This is a genomic window from Pseudomonas sp. 4CAES_32.4 (assembly GCF_058136335.1).
The window spans coordinates 5,674,435-5,692,329 of record NZ_CM176882.1 but is presented as its reverse complement, the minus strand read 5'-3'; the positions used below and the strand labels follow the sequence as shown (position 1 = coordinate 5,692,329).

At 60.2% G+C, this 17,895-nt stretch carries 15 protein-coding genes; 10 read left to right on the top strand and 5 right to left on the bottom strand.

What is annotated here, in order from left to right:
* Positions 1–259 precede the first annotated feature (259 nt).
* Positions 260–778: a glycine cleavage system transcriptional repressor gene (locus AC3Y64_RS25705; RefSeq protein WP_016983184.1), complete on the top strand. Its 519-nt coding sequence runs from the start codon at positions 260–262 to the stop codon at positions 776–778.
* A gap of 223 nt (positions 779–1,001) precedes the next feature.
* On the opposite strand, the gene rarD is transcribed toward AC3Y64_RS25705, so the two are convergent.
* From rarD to AC3Y64_RS25680, 5 genes are all read right to left on the bottom strand, one after another.
* Positions 1,002–1,889 carry an EamA family transporter RarD gene (gene rarD, locus AC3Y64_RS25700; protein ID WP_489985672.1) on the bottom strand — a complete coding sequence of 296 codons (888 nt, stop codon included), beginning with the start codon at positions 1,887–1,889 and terminating at the stop codon, positions 1,002–1,004.
* 160 nt (positions 1,890–2,049) lie between these two features.
* Positions 2,050–3,024 (bottom strand): serine/threonine protein kinase, encoded by a 975-nt coding sequence (locus tag AC3Y64_RS25695; RefSeq protein WP_489985671.1) that lies wholly within the window; start codon positions 3,022–3,024, stop codon positions 2,050–2,052.
* 166 nt (positions 3,025–3,190) lie between these two features.
* The gene (locus AC3Y64_RS25690; RefSeq protein ID WP_489985670.1) at positions 3,191–5,092 is read right to left on the bottom strand and encodes a PhoX family protein; all 1,902 of its coding nucleotides are present in this window, start codon (positions 5,090–5,092) and stop codon (positions 3,191–3,193) included.
* A gap of 70 nt (positions 5,093–5,162) precedes the next feature.
* On the bottom strand, positions 5,163–5,927 hold the full coding sequence (locus tag AC3Y64_RS25685; RefSeq protein WP_489985669.1) for a TOBE domain-containing protein: 765 nt from the start codon (positions 5,925–5,927) through the stop codon (positions 5,163–5,165).
* A 184-nt stretch (positions 5,928–6,111) separates the two neighbouring features.
* Positions 6,112–6,846 carry a ComFC family protein gene (locus AC3Y64_RS25680; protein ID WP_489985668.1) on the bottom strand — a complete coding sequence of 245 codons (735 nt, stop codon included), beginning with the start codon at positions 6,844–6,846 and terminating at the stop codon, positions 6,112–6,114.
* A gap of 91 nt (positions 6,847–6,937) precedes the next feature.
* On the opposite strand from AC3Y64_RS25680, the gene bioB reads away from it, so the two are divergent.
* The 9 genes from bioB to AC3Y64_RS25635 all read left to right on the top strand — a co-directional run bounded on the left by bioB (position 6,938) and on the right by AC3Y64_RS25635 (position 17,880).
* Positions 6,938–7,993: a biotin synthase BioB gene (gene bioB, locus AC3Y64_RS25675; protein ID WP_489985667.1), complete on the top strand. Its 1,056-nt coding sequence runs from the start codon at positions 6,938–6,940 to the stop codon at positions 7,991–7,993.
* A gap of 161 nt (positions 7,994–8,154) precedes the next feature.
* Positions 8,155–9,333 (top strand): 8-amino-7-oxononanoate synthase, encoded by a 1,179-nt coding sequence (gene bioF / locus AC3Y64_RS25670; RefSeq protein ID WP_489985666.1) that lies wholly within the window; start codon positions 8,155–8,157, stop codon positions 9,331–9,333.
* Entirely contained in the window at positions 9,326–10,057 is a 732-nt protein-coding gene (locus AC3Y64_RS25665) for an alpha/beta fold hydrolase (RefSeq protein WP_489985665.1), read from the top strand. Before bioF ends, AC3Y64_RS25665 begins: the two co-directional genes overlap by 8 nt.
* Complete coding sequence (gene bioC, locus AC3Y64_RS25660; RefSeq protein ID WP_489985664.1) at positions 10,050–10,859, top strand: malonyl-ACP O-methyltransferase BioC; 810 nt, start codon at positions 10,050–10,052, stop codon at positions 10,857–10,859. The genes AC3Y64_RS25665 and bioC overlap by 8 nt, the downstream gene beginning before the upstream one ends.
* Positions 10,856–11,536 carry a dethiobiotin synthase gene (gene bioD, locus AC3Y64_RS25655; protein WP_489985663.1) on the top strand — a complete coding sequence of 227 codons (681 nt, stop codon included), beginning with the start codon at positions 10,856–10,858 and terminating at the stop codon, positions 11,534–11,536. Before bioC ends, bioD begins: the two co-directional genes overlap by 4 nt.
* 108 nt (positions 11,537–11,644) lie before the next feature.
* Positions 11,645–11,941 (top strand): pyrroloquinoline quinone biosynthesis protein PqqE, encoded by a 297-nt coding sequence (locus AC3Y64_RS25650; RefSeq protein ID WP_489985662.1) that lies wholly within the window; start codon positions 11,645–11,647, stop codon positions 11,939–11,941.
* Positions 11,942–12,216: 275 nt separating this feature from the next.
* A complete protein-coding gene (locus AC3Y64_RS25645) occupies positions 12,217–14,022 on the top strand; it encodes a phenylacyl-CoA dehydrogenase (RefSeq protein ID WP_158955957.1) in 1,806 nt (601 codons plus the stop codon).
* Between the two features lie 268 nt (positions 14,023–14,290).
* On the top strand, positions 14,291–16,393 hold the full coding sequence (locus tag AC3Y64_RS25640; protein WP_489985661.1) for a cytochrome-c peroxidase: 2,103 nt from the start codon (positions 14,291–14,293) through the stop codon (positions 16,391–16,393).
* Positions 16,394–16,590: 197 nt separating this feature from the next.
* The gene (locus tag AC3Y64_RS25635) at positions 16,591–17,880 is read left to right on the top strand and encodes a GGDEF domain-containing protein (protein ID WP_158955953.1); all 1,290 of its coding nucleotides are present in this window, start codon (positions 16,591–16,593) and stop codon (positions 17,878–17,880) included.
* Positions 17,881–17,895: the final 15 nt, after the last annotated feature.

The following is a 17,895-nucleotide window of genomic DNA, read 5'->3' as shown; positions in this document are numbered from 1 at the left end:
CTAGTTACGTCGTTCTGCGACCTCATGTCGCATTGCGGTCACATCGCGGAAAGGGATGTTCTCAAAAAACCATTGGATTGTTCCAGTTAAATATCAAAAGTTGTACACATAAATAGTATTTGGCTGCTATTGCCGCCCATTTCGCTTACACCCTGCACGAGCGAGCTTGCTGGCGAAGAGGCCGGTCGCCTCAGCGCGAAATCCCCGCTTGCCTATACTTCCTCTTCTATAACAAAAGTCATGACAAGAGGGCGACGCCATGGACCATCTCGTACTCACCGTTTTTGCACCGGACAAACCCGGGCAGGTCGAGCGCATCGCCCAATGCATCGCCGAGCATGGCGGTAACTGGCTGGAAAGCCGCATGTCGCGGATGGCCGGGCAGTTCGCCGGGATTCTTCGGGTGGGCGTGCCGGCGGAGGCTTACGACGAATTGGTCGATGCCCTACAAGCATTGTCGACCCATGGCATCCGCGTGTTGATTGCCGAGAGTGGCATCGAGCAGTCCTGCACCTGGAAACCGATCGCCATGGACCTAGTGGGCAATGATCGCCCGGGGATCGTGCGCGACATCACCCGGCTGTTGAGCGAGCAGGGCGTCAACCTTGAGCGGCTGGTGACTGAGGTGCGTCCGGCGCCGATGAGCAGCGAGCCGCTGTTTCACGCCGAAGCGATTCTCGCGGTGCCACTGACCCTGTCGCTGGACGTTTTACAGTCGCGTCTGGAAACCCTGGCCGATGATCTGATGGTCGAACTGGTGTTACGCACAGACGTTTAAGCGCGGATCAGGTTATCCAGTTTTAACGTGCACCTGCCTGTGGATAACCTGTAGAGATTGCCCGCATCGCCAGGCCCGCCGTGGCTTTGCCGGAGTTGATCAAAAAACCGCCAGCATTCAGTGACTTGCGCACAAACGGCGGGGATCACGCTGTGGATAACCTTGGGAAGGAACGATGCAGGCCACGAGAACCGTGGCCTGTGAGGGTTTGTGTGTTTTTTGATCAGCTGCGCCGGCGCAAACTGATCACGGCATCGATGCTGTAAACGGCCAGACCGGCCCAGATGAAGATGAACGCGATCAAGGTGCTCGACGACAAATGCTCGCCAAACAGCAGCACGGCTTGCAACAGCACCAGCGTCGGTGCGAGGTATTGCAGGAAGCCGATCGTGGTGTAGGGCAAGTGTCGCGTGGCAGCGTTGAAGCACACCAGCGGCACCAGCGTCACCGGGCCGGCCGCCACCAGCCACCAAGCTTGCGACGTGGTCCAGAACTCCGGCTGGGCACTGGTGGCGGTCTGATTGAACAGCAACCAGGCAATGGCAATCGGCACCAGCATCCAGGTTTCCACCACCAAACCCGGCAACGCTTTGACCGGCGCTTGTTTGCGGATCAAACCATAGAAGCCAAAGGTCAGCGCTAACACCAGCGACACCCACGGCAGACTGCCGACTTGCCACACCTGCTGCGCCACGCCCACCGCCGCCAAACCCACCGCAACCCACTGCATCCGTCGTAGACGCTCGCCGAGAATCAACATACCCAACAACACGTTGACCAGCGGATTGATGTAGTAACCGAGGCTCGCCTCAAGCATGCGTCCGTTGTTCACCGACCACACATAGGTCAGCCAGTTGGCGGCGATCAGGGTGCCGCTCAACGCCAGAATCGCCAGGCGCTTCGGGTTGTCCAGCAGTTCGCGCAGCCAGCCCGGGTGTTTCCACACCATCAGCAACAGTGCACCAAACAGCGCCGACCACAGCACCCGGTGGATGATGATCTCGACGGCCGGCACTTCGGCGATGGCTTTGAAGTAGATCGGGAACAGGCCCCAGATGATGTAGGCACTCAGGCCCAGAATGTACCCGCGACGCGGGTTGGCGGCTTGCATGCAGAATCCTTGCTTAGGCAGCTAACAAAGGAGGGATTGTAAAGAGGTTGTATAGATGTGTCGTGCCGGAACGCAAAAAGATCGCAGCCTTCGGCAGCTCCTACAGGGGAATGTCTTCCAAGGTAGGAGCTGCCGAAGGCTGCGATCTTTTGATCTTTGATCAGAAGAGTTTCAGCGGTTCTTCGTTGAGCGCGGCCAATTGCTCGCGCAACGCCAACACCTGGTCGCCCCAATAACGCTCGGTGCCGAACCACGGAAAGCTGTGCGGGAACGCCGGATCATCCCAGCGCCGTGCCAGCCACGCGCTGTAGTGCATCAGGCGCAGGGCGCGCAGGGGTTCGATCAGCGCCAGTTCGCGCGGGTCAAAATCATGAAATTCGTTGTAGCCATCCATCAACTCCGACAGCTGGCCGAGGCATTCCTGACGATCCCCGGCGAGCATCATCCAGATGTCCTGCACTGCAGGGCCCATGCGGCAGTCGTCGAGATCGACAATGTGGAACATCTCGTCGCGGCACATCATGTTGCCGGGGTGGCAGTCGCCGTGCATGCGGATGTTCTGGTGCGGCGTGTTGGCGTAGGCGTCTTCCACGCGTTTAAGCAGGTCGCGGGCGACGGACTCGTAGGCCGGCAGCAGGCTTTTCGGAATGAAGTTGCCTTCGAGCAAGGTGTTCAGCGAGGCGTGGCCGAAGTTCTGTACGGCGAGGGCTTCACGGTGTTCGAACGGCTTGGTCGCGCCGACGGCGTGAATCCGCCCGAGCAACTGGCCGAGACGATACAGCTGATCAAGATTGCCCGGCTCCGGCGCCCGGCCACCACGGCGAGGAAACAGGGTGAAACGGAAACCGGCGTGTTCGTGCAGGGTTTCGCCGTTGTGGATCAGCGGTGCGACCACTGGAATTTCGACATCGGCCAGTTCGAAGGTGAACTTGTGCTCTTCGAGGATGGCTTCGTTGGTCCAGCGCTGCGGACGATAGAACTTGGCAATCAGCGGTTCGGAGTCTTCGATGCCGACCTGATAGACGCGGTTCTCGTAGCTGTTGAGCGCCAGAATGCGCGCATCGCTCAGGAACCCGATGCTTTCAACGGCATCAAGGACGAGGTCGGGGGTGAGGGTTTCAAACGGGTGGGCCATGCTGACTCCTGCGCGCAGCAGGCTGCCGCGTCCGGCCCAGCATGGTAGCGCAGATGGCAGCGGGGGAGGTGGTTGGTGTCTTCGCTGACGCTATCGCTGGCAAGCCAGCTCCCACATTAGAAATGCGTTTCCCTGTGGGGGCTGGCTTGCCAGCGATGAGGGCCTGTCAGGCGCCGACGATCCCGCCGTCTTCGCGGGTAATCGCCATCACCGACGAGCGTGGCTTGCCATTCGGCAAATGCTCAGGGAAGGTCGAGCCGCCGTTCTCGCCCGGATGCTGAATCCCGACAAACAGGGTTTTCTGATCCGGGGAAAAACTGATCCCGGTGACTTCACAACCAATCGGCCCGACCATGAACCGACGAATTTCACCGGTCTTGGGATCGGCGCACAGCATCTGGTTATTGCCCATGCCGGCAAAGTCGCCGGCGTTGCTCGAATCGCCGTCAGTCAGAATCCACAAGCGCCCAGCCTTGTCGAAGCCCAAACCATCCGGGCTGTTGAACATGTTTTGCGCGGTGATGTTCTTCGAGCCGGCCTTCGGCGTGCCAGCGTGTACGCCCGGGTTGCCGGCGACCACGAACAGATCCCAGGCAAACGTCTTCGAAGCGTGATCATCGCGGTCGGTGCGCCAGCGCAAAATCTGCCCGTAGACGTTCTTCTCGCGCGGGTTCGGCCCGCCCACCGGTTGGCCGTCTTCGCCGCGCTTGGCGTTGTTGGTCAGGGTGCAATAAACCTGGCCGTCCTTCGGGCTGACGACGATCCATTCCGGGCGGTCCATGCGTGTCGCGCCGACCACACTGGCGGCGAGGCGCGCGTGGATCAGCACTTCAGCCTGGTCGGCAAAGCCGCTGCTGGCATCGATGCCGTTCTTGCCGTGGGTCAGTTCGATCCACTGGCCCTGGCCTTTCGGGTGATCGGGGTTGCTGTCGCCATTATCGAATTTCGCCACGTACAAGGTGCCGTGATCGAGGATGTCGCGGTTGGCCTTGGCGTTGCGGTGGTTGATGCGGTCGCGGCTGACGAATTTGTAGATGAACTCGCCGCGTTCGTCGTCGCCCATGTACACCACGGCGCGGCCGTCATCGGTCTCGGCCAGTGCGGCGTTTTCATGTTTAAAGCGGCCCAGAGCCGTACGTTTGACCGGGGTCGATTGCGGATCGAACGGATCGATCTCGACCACCCAGCCATGTCGGTTGAGTTCGTTGGGGTTCTTCGCCATGTCGAAGCGCGGGTCGTACGGGTGCCAGTTGATCTCGCGACTGGCGGCCGAGACGCCGTAACGCTTCTGTGCAGGGTCGAACTGCTGCTGAGCATTGCTGCTGCCAAAACAGTCGGTGAAGTTTTCTTCACAGGTCAGGTAAGTGCCCCACGGGGTTTTACCGTTGGCGCAGTTCTGGAAAGTGCCGAGGACTTTCTTACCGTGCTTGTCGGCAGCGGTTTTCATCAGCTCGTGACCGGCCGCCGGGCCGCTGATGCGCAGCGGCGAGTTGCCGTGAATGCGACGGTTGTAGCGCGAGCCCTGGACGAACTGCCACTGACCGTTCTTGCGCTGCACTTCAATCACCGATACGCCTTCGCAGGCCAGCGCCTTGCGCACGTCTTCGGCCGATTGCGGCATGCCGCCGTGCGGGTAGAGGTAGCGATAGTTGGTGTATTCGTTGTTGATCGCCATCAACGCGCGGTTGCGATCGTCGGGGAAGGCGAACAGGCTCATGCCGTCGTTATTGTCGCCGAACTGCACTTCCTGTGCGGCGGCGGTGCCGTTGCCGCTCGGATCGAACGCCGGGCCGTTCTTTTGCAGGGGCTGGCCCCAACTGATCAGCACCGAAGACTTGTAGCCTTTGGGCAGAGTGATGACGTCGGTGGTCGCGGCGGGAATGCTCTCGAAGCCGAGCAAGCGGCTGTTGCCGGCGCTGACACCGGTGGCCAGCGCGCTGCGGCTCAGCAGGCTGCCGCCGAGGAACATCGCTGCACCGCACAACGCACCGGCGCCGATGAAACCGCGACGGCTGAGGCCGACCATTTTTTCCAGGTCGGTGGATTGGTTTTCTTCTAATAGGCTCACATCAGGCTCCCTGCATGGTTTTGGCAGCAACCTTAAAGGGAGGCGATGACGCTTTTGTTGCAGGCCTCGATTACAGCGGCGTGCCGATCAGCACGTTGGACGGCGAAAACTGCACCTGCACCGCTTGCCCGACGACCAGCCCCCGGGTGCGCAAGTCCAGCGGCTCGGCCAAGGCACAGAGGGTATGGCCGTTGGGCAGGGTAATGCGCACTTCGCTGGGGCCGTCTTCGGCGTCGAGGATCGCTTCGATGGTGCCCTTGAGAAGATTGTGACCAGACGTTGCAGGTTGCTCGAGGGTCAGCAGTTCGAGCCAGCCAGCCTTGATTAACGCGACGACTTCGGTGCCGGGTTGCAGTTCCAGATGCACAGTGCTGTCGTGGGTGATTTGCGCATTGAGGCACAGGCCTTCAGCCAACTCCAGACGAATCAGATCATTGCGGCCCTGCGCCTCAATCGCCACGACCTTGCCGTGCAGCTGATTGCGTGCGCTGGTTCTGAGCATCAATCGCCCGAGCAGATCGAGGTCGCTGGCGTCTTCTGCCGCCTCCAGCACCTGCGCTTGCAAGGCCTGAAGTTTTTGGTACAGACGCAAAACGCGTTCGCCTTCGCTGGACAGTTTCGCGCCGCCACCGCCCTTGCCGCCGACGGCACGCTCCACCAGCGGTTTCTGCGCGAGGTTGTTCAACTCATCGATCGCATCCCACGCCGCTTTGTAGCTCAGACCGGCGCTTTTCGCGGCGCGGGTGATCGAGCCTTGTTCGGCGATGTGTTGCAGCAGGGCGATACGCTGCGGACGGCGGACGATGTGCTGGGACAACAGGGAGGGCATGGACATGGGAGGGTGCTTTTTTGTGGCGGTGGACGTGGAAGTTGGCCGCTAGTGACGCGAGAGTCAAGCCGAACCCAAATCCCTGTAGGAGTGAGCCTGCTCGCGATAGCGGTGGTTCAGTCAGCATAAATGTTGGCATTGATGACGCTATCGCGAGCAGGCTCACTCCTACAGGGGGATTGTGTTGGCTTCAGCTTCCGGGTTTCGGCGTGCGCGCCAGGCAATAGACATCGACCCGCGCAGCGCCAGCGTCCATCAATAGACGCGCAAGCGCCTGCGCAGTGGCGCCAGTGGTCAGCACATCATCAATCAACGCGAAATGCCGGCCTTTCACCTGCGCATCCGGCATGAGGTCGAACGCATTGCGCAGATTGCGTTTACGCGACTTGGCGTCGAGCACCTGCTGGGCATCGGTGTCCTTGATGCGGCGCAGAACCATCTCGTCGCACGGCAGATCCAGCGAGGTGCTCAGCCAGCGCGCCAACATCGCCGCTTGATTGAATCCGCGTTTCCTTAGCCGTTTACCCGCCAGCGGTACCGGCAGCAACGCATCGGGCCTTGGCAAACCCTCTTCGAAGCGATGTTGCAGGTATTGCCCGAGAACGTCGGCGAGCAGGTGGCCAAACGGCCATTTCGCGTTGTGTTTAAAACGCGTAATCAAACTGTCGACCGGGAAGCCATAAAACCATGGCACAGCGACCTGTTCGAACGCCGGAGGCTCTAGCAGGCACTCACCGCAGGTCAGGCCGGCGCCGGGGAGCGGCAACGCACAGGCGATGCAGTGATCGCCAAGCCAGGGCAACTCAGTTTCGCAGGCCACACACATTGGCATTTCTGCTTCTGTCGGCTCATCGCACAGCAAACAGGTTTGTTCGTTTTTTAAACAGATGTAAACCGAAGTTTTGTATCGTGGTTGACAGCGCATGACTCTTCCTTAAATATGCCGAACATCCGTGTAGCGCCTGTGGGTATTCCGTTCCCGCAGCCGCCAGCCAAGCATAACCAAGGAATTAGCCATGAGCGCGAGCACCACCGCCACCCTGCGTCACGACTGGTCATTGGCCGAAGTCAGAGCACTCTTCGTACAGCCATTCAACGACTTGCTGTTCCAGGCTCAGACGGTGCACCGCGCGCATTTCAACGCCAACCGCGTTCAGGTTTCGACGTTGCTGTCGATCAAGACCGGCGCCTGCCCGGAAGACTGCAAGTACTGCCCGCAGTCCGGTCACTACAACACCGGCCTGGAAAAAGAAAAGCTGATGGAAGTGCAGAAGGTCCTCGAAGAGGCTGCTCGCGCCAAAGCCATCGGTTCGACGCGTTTCTGCATGGGCGCCGCGTGGAAGCATCCGTCGGCCAAAGACATGCCGTACGTGCTGAAAATGGTCGAAGGCGTGAAGGCCATGGGCCTGGAAACCTGCATGACCCTCGGTCGTCTCGATCAGGATCAGACCGAAGCACTGGCCAAGGCCGGTCTCGATTACTACAACCACAACCTCGACACCTCGCCGGAGTTCTACGGCAGCATCATCACCACCCGCACTTACAGCGAGCGCCTGCAAACGCTGGCTTACGTGCGTGAATCGGGGATGAAGATCTGCTCCGGTGGCATTCTCGGCATGGGCGAGTCGCTGGATGACCGCGCCAACCTGCTGATCCAGTTGGCCAACCTGCCGGAGCATCCGGAGTCAGTGCCGATCAACATGCTGGTGAAAGTCGTCGGCACGCCGCTGGAAAATGCTGAAGACATCGACCCGTTCGACTTCATCCGCATGCTCGCTGTGGCCCGTATCCTCATGCCGCAATCCCACGTGCGCCTGTCCGCCGGCCGTGAAGCGATGAACGAGCAGATGCAGGCCCTGGCATTTTTCGCCGGCGCCAACTCGATTTTCTACGGCGACAAACTACTGACCACCGCCAACCCGCAGGCCGACAAGGACATGCAGTTGTTTGCGCGCCTGGGCATTGCGCCGGAGGCTCGCGAAGAGCATTCCGATGAGGTGCATCAGGCAGCGATCGAGCAGGCGTTGGTGGAGCAGAAGAGCAGCGAGCAGTTCTATAACGCCGCCGTCTGATTTTTTTGATGCGATACAAAACACTGTGGGAGCTGGCTTGCCAGCGATAGCGGACTACCTGTCGACATCTGTGTTGAAGGTGCCGCCGCCATCGCTGGCAAGCCAGCTCCCACAGGGTCTGTGTCCATCGTGATTCATGTGATCTGACTGTCGAGGCCTGCATGTCTTTCGATCTCGCCGCACGCCTTGCTGCCCGCCGTGCCGAAAATCTCTATCGCCAGCGCCCGCTGCTTGAATCCCCACAGGGGCCTGAAGTGGTGGTCGACGGCAAACCGTTGCTCGCCTTCTGCAACAACGATTACCTCGGCCTGGCCAATCACCCGCAAGTGATCGAAGCCTGGCGTGCCGGCGCTGAACGCTGGGGCGTCGGTGGCGGTGCTTCGCACTTGGTGATCGGCCACAGCAGCCCGCATCACGCTCTCGAAGAAGCCCTGGCCGATCTCACGGGTCGTCCGCGTGCGCTGCTGTTTACCACCGGTTACATGGCCAATCTAGGCGCGGTCACCGCGCTGGTCGGGCAGGGCGATACGGTGCTGGAAGACCGCCTCAATCACGCCTCGTTGCTCGATGCCGGGCTGCTGTCCGGCGCGCGTTTCAACCGCTATTTGCACAACGATGCGGAAAGTCTGGCCAAGCGCCTGGAGAAAGCCACCGGCAATACGCTGGTGGTCACCGACGGCGTGTTCAGCATGGACGGCGATCTTGCCGATCTGCCAGCGTTGGCCCGTGAAACCAAAGCCAAAGGCGCGTGGCTGATGGTCGATGATGCTCACGGTTTCGGCCCGCTCGGTGCGAATGGCGGCGGCATCGTCGAGCATTTCGGTTTAAGCAAAGAGGATGTGCCGGTACTGGTCGGCACCCTCGGCAAAGCTTTCGGCACCGCTGGCGCTTTCGTGGCGGGTAGCGAGGAACTGATCGAAAGCCTGATCCAGTTCGCCCGCCCGTACATCTACACCACCAGCCAGCCACCGGCGCTGGCGTGTGCAACGCTGAAAAGTCTGGAGCTGCTGCGCACCGAGCATTGGCGCCGCGAGCATCTGCAGACGCTGATCCGCCAGTTCCGCCGTAGCGCCGAGCAGATCGGCCTGGAGTTGATGGCCAGCTTCACGCCGATCCAGCCGATCATGATTGGCGATGCCGGGCGCGCGGTGCGCTTGTCGCAGATGTTGCGCGAGCGCGGGCTGATGGTCACCGCGATCCGCCCGCCAACCGTGCCTGCCGGCAGCGCGCGTTTGCGCGTGACCCTGACCGCCGCTCACAGCGAGGCGCAGGTGCAGCTATTGTTAGAAGGACTGGCCGATTGCTTTGCCCAACTGACGTCGGAGCCAAGCCATGCGTAATCGCCTGATTCTGCTGCCCGGCTGGGGCCTCGGTATTTCGCCGATGGAGCCTCTGGCGGCGGCATTGCAGGGGCTCGACGAACATCTGAATATCGAAATCGAGCCGTTGCCGGAGCTGGACTCCAGTGACCTGCAAGACTGGCTCGACGAACTCGATGAGCGCATTCCTCAGGATGTATGGCTTGGCGGCTGGTCGCTGGGCGGCATGCTCGCCTCCGAATTGGCGGCGCGTCGTGGCGAGCGTTGCTGCGGGTTGCTGACGCTGGGGAGCAACCCTTCTTTTGTTGCCCATGAACAATGGCCGAACGCGATGGCGGGCGAGACGTTCGACGCCTTTCTCGCCGGTTGCCAAGCCGATGCCCGTACGACCCTCAAACGTTTCTCGCTGCTCTGTGCCCAAGGCGCGCAAGACCCGCGCGGCTTGTCGCGACTGATGCTGGGTGGCGCGCCACATACCGCGCCGACGGCATTGATGGCCGGGCTGGAACTGCTCGCGCAGATCGACACCCGCGACGCTCTGCAAGCCTATCGCGGCCCGCAATTTCATCTGTTCGCCGGACAGGACGCTCTGGTCCCGGCGGAAGCGGCGGGGGCGTTATTCGCCCTGTTACCGGATATCGAAATAGGTCTGATCGAACAGGCCTGTCATGCGTTTCTTCTGGAAGATCCCCACGGACTGGCGGGTGCGATCCAGGCTTTTTTACATGAGTGCGGTGATGACTGATTTGTCTCTTGTGCTGCCTGGCGGCTTGCCTGACAAGCGTCAGGTGGCGGCCTCGTTCTCCCGCGCAGCGGCCAGTTACGACAGCGTCGCCGAGTTGCAACGCGATGTCGGTACACAATTGCTGCAGCGCTTGCCGGTGGATTTCGCACCCGCGCGCTGGCTGGATCTGGGCTGTGGCACCGGATATTTCACCCGAGCAATGGCTTCGCGCTTTACTCATGGCCAAGGTCTGGCGCTGGACATCGCCGAGGGCATGCTCGATCACGCGCGGCCATTGGGCGGCGCCGAGCATTTCATTGCCGGCGATGCGGAGCGACTGCCGTTGCAGGATTCGACCTGCGACCTGATCTTCTCCAGCCTCGCGGTGCAGTGGTGTGCGGATTTCAATGCGGTGCTCAGCGAAGCTTTTCGCGTATTGAAGCCGGGCGGGATTTTTGCATTTGCTAGTCTTTGTGTAGGGACGTTGTTTGAGCTGCGCGACAGCTGGCGGCAGGTCGACGGGCTGGTGCACGTCAACCGCTTCCGCGAGTTCACGCGTTATGAGCAATTGTCTGCGGCCAGTGGTTTGCGCACGCTGAGTCTGGAGAATCAGGCGCATGTGCTGCATTACCCTGACGTGCGCAGCCTGACCCATGAATTGAAAGCCTTGGGTGCGCACAATCTGAATCTAGGGCGGCCGGGCGGCTTGACCGGGCGCGCGCGGATTCTCGGGTTGGTTGAAGCATACGAGCAGTTCCGTGAGGCGTCGGGATTGCCGGCAACTTATCAGGTGGTCTACGCCGTGTTGGAGAAACCCGTATGAGCGCAGCCTATTTCATCACCGGAACCGACACTGATGTCGGCAAGACCACGGTTGCCGCCGGGTTGCTGCACGCGGCACGTTCGGCGGGGCTGAGCACGGCGGCGGGCAAACCGGTGGCGTCCGGTTGCGACGTCACGCCCAAGGGCTTGCGTAACTCCGATGCGCTGGCGCTGTTGGCCGAGTGTTCGTTGCCCCTGACTTATCAACAGGTCAATCCAGTCGCGTTCGAGCCGGCCATTGCTCCGCATCTGGCGGCGCGTGAAGCGGGTGTGGCGTTGACCGTGCAATCGCTGCTGGCGCCGATGCGCGAGATTCTGGCGATGAATGCCGATTTCACCTTGATCGAAGGCGCGGGTGGTTGGCGGGTGCCGTTGGCGGATCAGGATAATTTGTCGGATCTGGCGATTGCGCTGAAGCTACCGGTGATTCTGGTGGTCGGCGTGCGGCTGGGATGCATCAGTCATGCGTTGCTGACGGCCGAGGCGATTGCCCGGGATGGTCTGCAACTGGCTGGGTGGGTGGCGAATATCATCGATCCGAAGACTTCGCGGCTGGAGGAAAACCTCGCCACATTGGCCGAGCGGATTCCGGCGCCGTGCCTGGGGCGTGTACCGAAACTCAAGGCCATCAGCGCTGAAGCGGTGGCCGATCATTTGCAACTGGATCTGCTCGACTAAGCTTTTCTCTATGGGCAGGCACTGTGCCATTAGTGTTTTTGACGGGTGTTTTTCTGACGCCTCTGCTTCAATGGCGGTCATTGATCCTTCCCAAGGATGAGAACTGTTATGGAAATCTCCGGTAACACAGCATTTTATGCAGGCCTGAGCTCGATTCAGAGCGGTCAGAACCGCGTCGATCAGGCAGCCAGCCAGATTGCCAACAACACGATTGAGCGTTCGGTGACCAGCCAGTCGTCCGAAGTGCAGGTTGATCGCCTGCGCGGCGTGGATCGTGCCCAGCAATCGGATCTGGCGAGCAACGTGGTCGAGATGTCCCAAGGCAAGATCCAGGCTGAGCTGGGTGTGAAGGTCGCCAAGGCTTCCGATGAAGTGCTCGGTACGATCATCGATACCTTCGCCTGATTTTCTTGCCTTCTACACGCTGAACGCCGCGACCTGTCGCGGCGTTTTTCGTTGTAAGTCCTTCTCCCTCAACTAATCTTTTTTCAGCGTCTGTGGCTCGTTCGAGCGCATGGCGGTTTGCTGTGTCCGGCGTTTGAAAAATCTGATGACGAACGGCAAAAGATCGATGCTTGACAAGATTTCGGCGTAAACGTATGTTTCAAACAACTGTTTGACCGTCACAACAAATCAACACGGTCGTTCATTCCCGGTTACATCAGCAGAGGTTTATCGCTATGCCTGACTACAAGGCCCCCTTGCGTGATATTCGCTTCGTTCGTGACGAGCTGCTCGGCTACGAAGCGCACTATCAGAGCCTTCCGGCTTGCGCAGACGCAACTCCGGACATGGTTGACGCCATTCTCGAAGAAGGCGCCAAGTTTTGTGAGCAGGTACTGGCACCGCTGAACCGTGTGGGCGACCTCGAAGGTTGCACCTGGAGCGAGTCCGGCGTGAAAACCCCGACGGGCTTCAAAGAGGCTTACAAGCAATTCGTTGAAGGCGGCTGGCCAAGCCTCGCTCACGACGTCGAGCACGGCGGTCAAGGTCTGCCGGAGTCGCTGGGTCTGGCCGTGAGCGAAATGGTTGGCGAAGCCAATTGGTCGTGGGGCATGTACCCAGGCCTGTCGCACGGCGCGATGAACACCATCTCCGAGCACGGCACCCCAGAACAGCAAGAAGCCTATCTGACCAAACTGGTCTCCGGCGAATGGACCGGCACCATGTGCCTGACCGAGCCGCACTGCGGCACCGACCTGGGCATGCTGCGCACCAAGGCCGAACCTCAGGCTGACGGCTCCTACAAAGTGTCCGGCACCAAGATCTTCATCTCGGCCGGTGAACACGACATGGCCGACAACATCATTCACATCGTGCTGGCCCGCCTGCCGGACGCACCGGCTGGCACCAAAGGCATCTCGCTGTTCATCGTTCCGAAATTCATGCCGAATGCTGACGGCACTGTCGGTGAGCGCAACGCAGTGACCTGCGGTTCGCTGGAACACAAGATGGGCATCCACGGCAACGCTACCTGCGTGATGAACTTCGACGGCGCTACCGGTTTCCTGATCGGCCCGGCGAACAAAGGCCTGAACTGCATGTTCACGTTTATGAACACCGCACGTCTGGGTACCGCACTGCAAGGTCTGGCCCACGCCGAAATCGGTTTCCAGGGCGGTCTGAAATACGCTCGCGATCGTCTGCAAATGCGCTCCCTGACTGGTCCGAAAGCGCCGGAAAAAGCTGCTGACCCGATCATCGTGCATCCGGACGTACGCCGCATGCTGTTGACCATGAAGGCTTTCGCCGAAGGCAACCGTGCGATGGTGTACTTCACCGCCAAGCAGGTCGACATCGTCAAATACGGCGTCGATGAAGAAGAGAAGAAGAAAGCCGACGCACTGCTGGCCTTCATGACTCCGATCGCCAAAGCGTTCATGACCGAAGTCGGTTTCGAATCCGCCAACCACGGCGTTCAGATCTACGGCGGCCACGGCTTCATCGCCGAGTGGGGCATGGAGCAGAACGTTCGCGACAGCCGCATTTCGATGCTGTACGAAGGCACCACCGGTATCCAGGCACTCGACCTGCTGGGCCGTAAAGTGCTGATGACCCAAGGCGAGGCTTTGAAAGGCTTCACCAAGATCGTCCACAAGTTCTGCCAGAACAACGAAGGCAACGAAGCCGTTGCAGAGTTCGTCGCACCGCTGGCAGCAATCAACAAGGAATGGGGCGAGCTGACCATGAAGGTCGGTATGGCTGCCATGAAAGATCGCGAAGAAGTCGGCGCGGCCTCCGTGGACTACCTGATGTACTCCGGTTATGCCTGCCTGGCTTACTTCTGGGCCGACATGGCACGTCTGGCAGCCGAGAAGCTGGCAGAAGGCACTGGCGACGCGGCGTTCTACACCGCCAAGCTGCAAACCGCGCGCTTCTACTTCCAGCGCATCCTGCCGCGTACCCGTACCCACGTAGCCACCATGCTGTCGGGCGCCAACAACCTGATGGACATGAAAGAAGAAGACTTCGCACTGGGCTACTAAGCCTCAACGCGGTCGCTTGAAAAAACCGCTGCTCCTCTGGGGCAGCGGTTTTTTTTGCGTTGGATTTATCCCCAACACTGGGGCGATTCCCCAGCAGAAACGGTGGCTGCCAGCGCGCTTCCCCCGCGTTTATTGATTCAAAATGTTTCTCGAAAGAGTGGCCAATTAATTGCACTGCGCAGATTAACCGGCGCTCACGAGAAATCCTGTCCTGTTCACGACGCCTCTCGCCCGGCGAACTCATAACAACAACGTCAGGGTGAAGCACATGAACATCTGTCGACTTGTCGGGTTAGCCCTCACACTGAGTGCCTGCGGTGCGATGGCGGCTGATGCCGTCGAAGTGGATCCGCCCGTGCCGGAGGTGCCGAGCCTGCAATCCTTGCGCGGCATGATTCCGCCCGATCCTTCCGGCACAGAAGGTGGGCGCAAGGTCGACCTGATGACCGACTACGTGCTCAACCGCTCCGCCGCGATTCTGCTCGGTAAAGCGCTGTTCTGGGACATGGAGGTCGGCAGCGATGGCGCCACGGCTTGCGCGTCCTGCCACTATCACGCCGGCGTCGACCACCGCATCACCAACCAACTCAACCCCGGCCAGGCCCACACCAATGCCAACGTCGCCTCGATCTTCAACAAGCCCTTTGTGGCGTCGGACATTCCCGGCGATGTGGCGTCCTACGCAACGCTGTCCGGCGGCAAGGGCGGCCCGAACTACACGCTGAAGAAAACCGACTTCCCGACCCATGTGCTGAGCAATCCACTGGAGCGCAACTCGCCGATCGTCTATTCGAGCGACGACGTGGTTGGCTCCCAAGGCGTGTTCGACGCCAACTTCGTCAAGCCCAACCAGCCGCGTTTCGACAAGTGCACCCAGCAGCCGGATGGCATCTTCCAGGTCGGCGGCATCAACGTTCGCCGCAGCACCGGGCGGAATGCGCCGTCGGTGATCAACGCTGCGTTCAACGTGCGCAACTTCTGGGACGGTCGGGCCAACAACGTTTTCAACGGTTTTTCACCGTTCGGCAATCGCGATCCCGATGCGGGCATCTACGTGACCAGCGAGCGCAGCACCGTTGCAACCAGAGTCAGACTGGCGCTCAACGACGCATCTGCTGCCTCGCAAGCGGTGGGCCCGCCGGGCAGTGCGGTGGAAATGTCCTGCGGTGGTCGCACCTTCGCCGACATTGGCCGGCGCATGCTCGATCAGTTGATGCTCAAGCAACAGCGGATTTCTTCCAACGATTCCGTACTCGCTTCGGTCTCCGGTGCACGTCGCCCAACCTATCGCGAGTTGATCAAAAACGCCTTCCAGCCACGTCTGTGGAACGCCACGCAAAACGTGCTGGTTGGCGGCGCACCGTACACGCAGATGGAGGCCAACTTTCCGCTGTTCTTCGGGCTGGCAATTCAAATGTACGAGTCCACGCTGATCTCTGATCAAGCGCCGATCGACGCTTACCTGCAGGGCGATTCAACTGCCATGAACGCGCAGCAAGTGCAGGGCATGAACCTGTTTCTCGGCAAGGGCAAATGCGTCAATTGCCACGGCGGCGCGGAGCTGACCAACGCTGCCAGCCGTTTACTGATGCATCCGCGTGAGCGCATCGAGCGCATGGTCATGGCTGACAACCTCACCACCCTTTACGACAACGGCTTCTACAACACCGGCGTGCGGCCGACATCTGAAGATCTGGCCCTCGGTGGCTCGGATGCCTGGGGCAACCCGTGGTCGTTCAGTCGGCAGTACAACAAGCTGTTGCAGGGTGGCAGCATTCCCGATCCGCTGGACGTCGATGTCTGCACCTTCGAAGCACCGCTCAGCGCAGCGATTCCGTGCGACGCGACACTCAAACCCAACGTCAACTTCCGCGACTCGGTCGATGGCGCCTTCAAGACGCCGACTCTGCGCAACATCGCCCTGACCGGGCCGTACTTCCACAACGGCAGCCGCGCCACGCTCAAGCAAGTGATGGAGTTCTACAACCGTGGTGGCGATCGTCGTGGTGAAGACGCCAACAACACCAGCGGTTTCGAGCATCCGACGGTCAGTCAGCACAACACCTCGAACCTTGATCCGGACATGACCAACCTCAACCTGACGCCCGATGAGCTCGACGCTTTGGTGAAGTTCATGGAAGTCGCTCTGACCGATCCGCGCGTGGCTTGGGAGCGGGCGCCGTTTGATCACCCATCGCTGGTCATTCCGCAGGGCCATATCGGTGATGAAAATGCCGTGACCCAGCGCCCGGCCAGTCCGAAAGTCACCACCCGGCAAGCGGCGGATGCTTCGCTCAATCTCAAGCCATACGGGGCTGAAGGACGGAGCCCGGCGGAGGGGCCACTACTGCCGTTCTACAACGATCTGTGAGGGATATCTGCAGTCCTGGCCATCAGTGATGGTGGCCATGGCTCGGGGAAGGCAAAAAACTTGGCAAATCGCTCAGATAGTCAGGTTTTCTGCCGTTAAAGAGAGTGCGTGTGATCTGGATCACATTGTGTGTGCTTAACTGCACGCATTGCAGGCACAATGCCATCTCTTTGCCATGACGGGTCGGAGCTTTACCCTTGCCGCGTTCTTCCGCTGTACGTTTCAGTCATTTCCTACCTTCACTGCTGTTGTTACTCGCGGGGTTGGCGGCTGCGTACGTCAAAGACCTCAACGTGTTCTTCACTTCTCTATTTAACGTGTTACCGACCCTGGTTTTGCTGTTGGGTGGCGCTTACTGCGCGGTTTACCGACGTCAGCGCGAACTGTTTCTGATGCTCACGGTGTACATCGCCTACTTTCTGCTCGACACCCAGACCGACTATTACCGCGACAACGGCAAGGTGCGCGAAGACGCCGCGGTAGTTTTCCACCTCGTCTGCTTGCTGTTGCCGCTGTTGTTCGGGCTGTTCGCCGCGTGGCAGGAACGCACTCACCTGTTTCAAGACATGGTGGCGCGGTTTGCCGTGTTACTGATCTTCGGCAGCGTGGCGTTGGGGCTGGAGCAAAGTTATCCCCAGGCGCTGCTGATCTGGCTGTCCGAAATCCGCTGGCCGGCGCTGCACGGCGCGTGGATGAGCCTGATCCAGATGTCATACCCGGTGTTCATTTCGGCCTTCCTGTTACTCGCCTGGCAATACTGGCGCAACCCGCGCCCGCTGCACGCGGCGCAATTGGTTGGTTTGCTCGGCGTGTTCTGGATGCTGCCGAAAACCTTCATCCTGCCGTTTACCCTGAACATCATGTGCAGCCAGGTCATGTTGATGATCGCCGCCGCCGTTGCGCACGAGGCTTATCAAATGGCCTTCCGCGATGAACTCACCGGTCTGCCGGGCCGACGCGCACTCAACGAACGCATGCAGCGTCTCGGTCGCAACTATGTACTGGCGATGAGTGACGTCGATCACTTCAAGAAATTCAACGACACCCATGGCCATGACGTCGGCGACCAAGTGCTGCGATTAGTCGCCAGCAAGCTGTCGAAAATCAGCGGTGGCGGTAGGGCGTATCGCTATGGCGGTGAGGAATTCGCCCTGGTGTTTGCAGGCAAAACCCTTGAGGAATGCATGCCGCATCTGGAAGTGATCCGCGAGTCGATTGCGTCCTACAACATTCAACTGCGCAATCAGGAAAACCGCCCGCAGGATGACCAGCAAGGTCGCCAGCGCCGCAGCGGTTCCGGCGCTTCCAGTGTGTCGGTGACGGTGAGCATCGGCGTTGCCGAGCGGTTGGAGCAGCGCACCCCAGAGCAAGTCCTGAAATCCGCTGACGAGGCGCTCTACAGCGCCAAGGGCGCAGGGCGAAACTGTGTGGTCGCATACGGCCAGAACCGTCGCGGCGCAGTGCGCATGGACACCGCTGCGGGTTGAGTGATGACGGCGCAT

Bases quoted from the DNA above. Each gene is read 5' to 3' on its own strand.
- rarD (WP_489985672.1), bottom strand. From the start codon at position 1,889: ATGCAAGCCGCCAACCCGCGTCGCGGGTACATTCTGGGCCTGAGTGCC.
- AC3Y64_RS25680 (WP_489985668.1), bottom strand. From the start codon at position 6,846: ATGCGCTGTCAACCACGATACAAAACTTCGGTTTACATCTGTTTAAAA.
- AC3Y64_RS25695 (WP_489985671.1), bottom strand. From the start codon at position 3,024: ATGGCCCACCCGTTTGAAACCCTCACCCCCGACCTCGTCCTTGATGCC.
- bioF (WP_489985666.1), top strand. From the start codon at position 8,155: ATGTCTTTCGATCTCGCCGCACGCCTTGCTGCCCGCCGTGCCGAAAAT.
- AC3Y64_RS25685 (WP_489985669.1), bottom strand. From the start codon at position 5,927: ATGTCCATGCCCTCCCTGTTGTCCCAGCACATCGTCCGCCGTCCGCAG.
- AC3Y64_RS25665 (WP_489985665.1), top strand. From the start codon at position 9,326: ATGCGTAATCGCCTGATTCTGCTGCCCGGCTGGGGCCTCGGTATTTCG.
- AC3Y64_RS25645 (WP_158955957.1), top strand. From the start codon at position 12,217: ATGCCTGACTACAAGGCCCCCTTGCGTGATATTCGCTTCGTTCGTGAC.
- bioD (WP_489985663.1), top strand. From the start codon at position 10,856: ATGAGCGCAGCCTATTTCATCACCGGAACCGACACTGATGTCGGCAAG.
- AC3Y64_RS25650 (WP_489985662.1), top strand. From the start codon at position 11,645: ATGGAAATCTCCGGTAACACAGCATTTTATGCAGGCCTGAGCTCGATT.
- AC3Y64_RS25640 (WP_489985661.1), top strand. From the start codon at position 14,291: ATGAACATCTGTCGACTTGTCGGGTTAGCCCTCACACTGAGTGCCTGC.
- bioC (WP_489985664.1), top strand. From the start codon at position 10,050: ATGACTGATTTGTCTCTTGTGCTGCCTGGCGGCTTGCCTGACAAGCGT.
- AC3Y64_RS25705 (WP_016983184.1), top strand. From the start codon at position 260: ATGGACCATCTCGTACTCACCGTTTTTGCACCGGACAAACCCGGGCAG.
- bioB (WP_489985667.1), top strand. From the start codon at position 6,938: ATGAGCGCGAGCACCACCGCCACCCTGCGTCACGACTGGTCATTGGCC.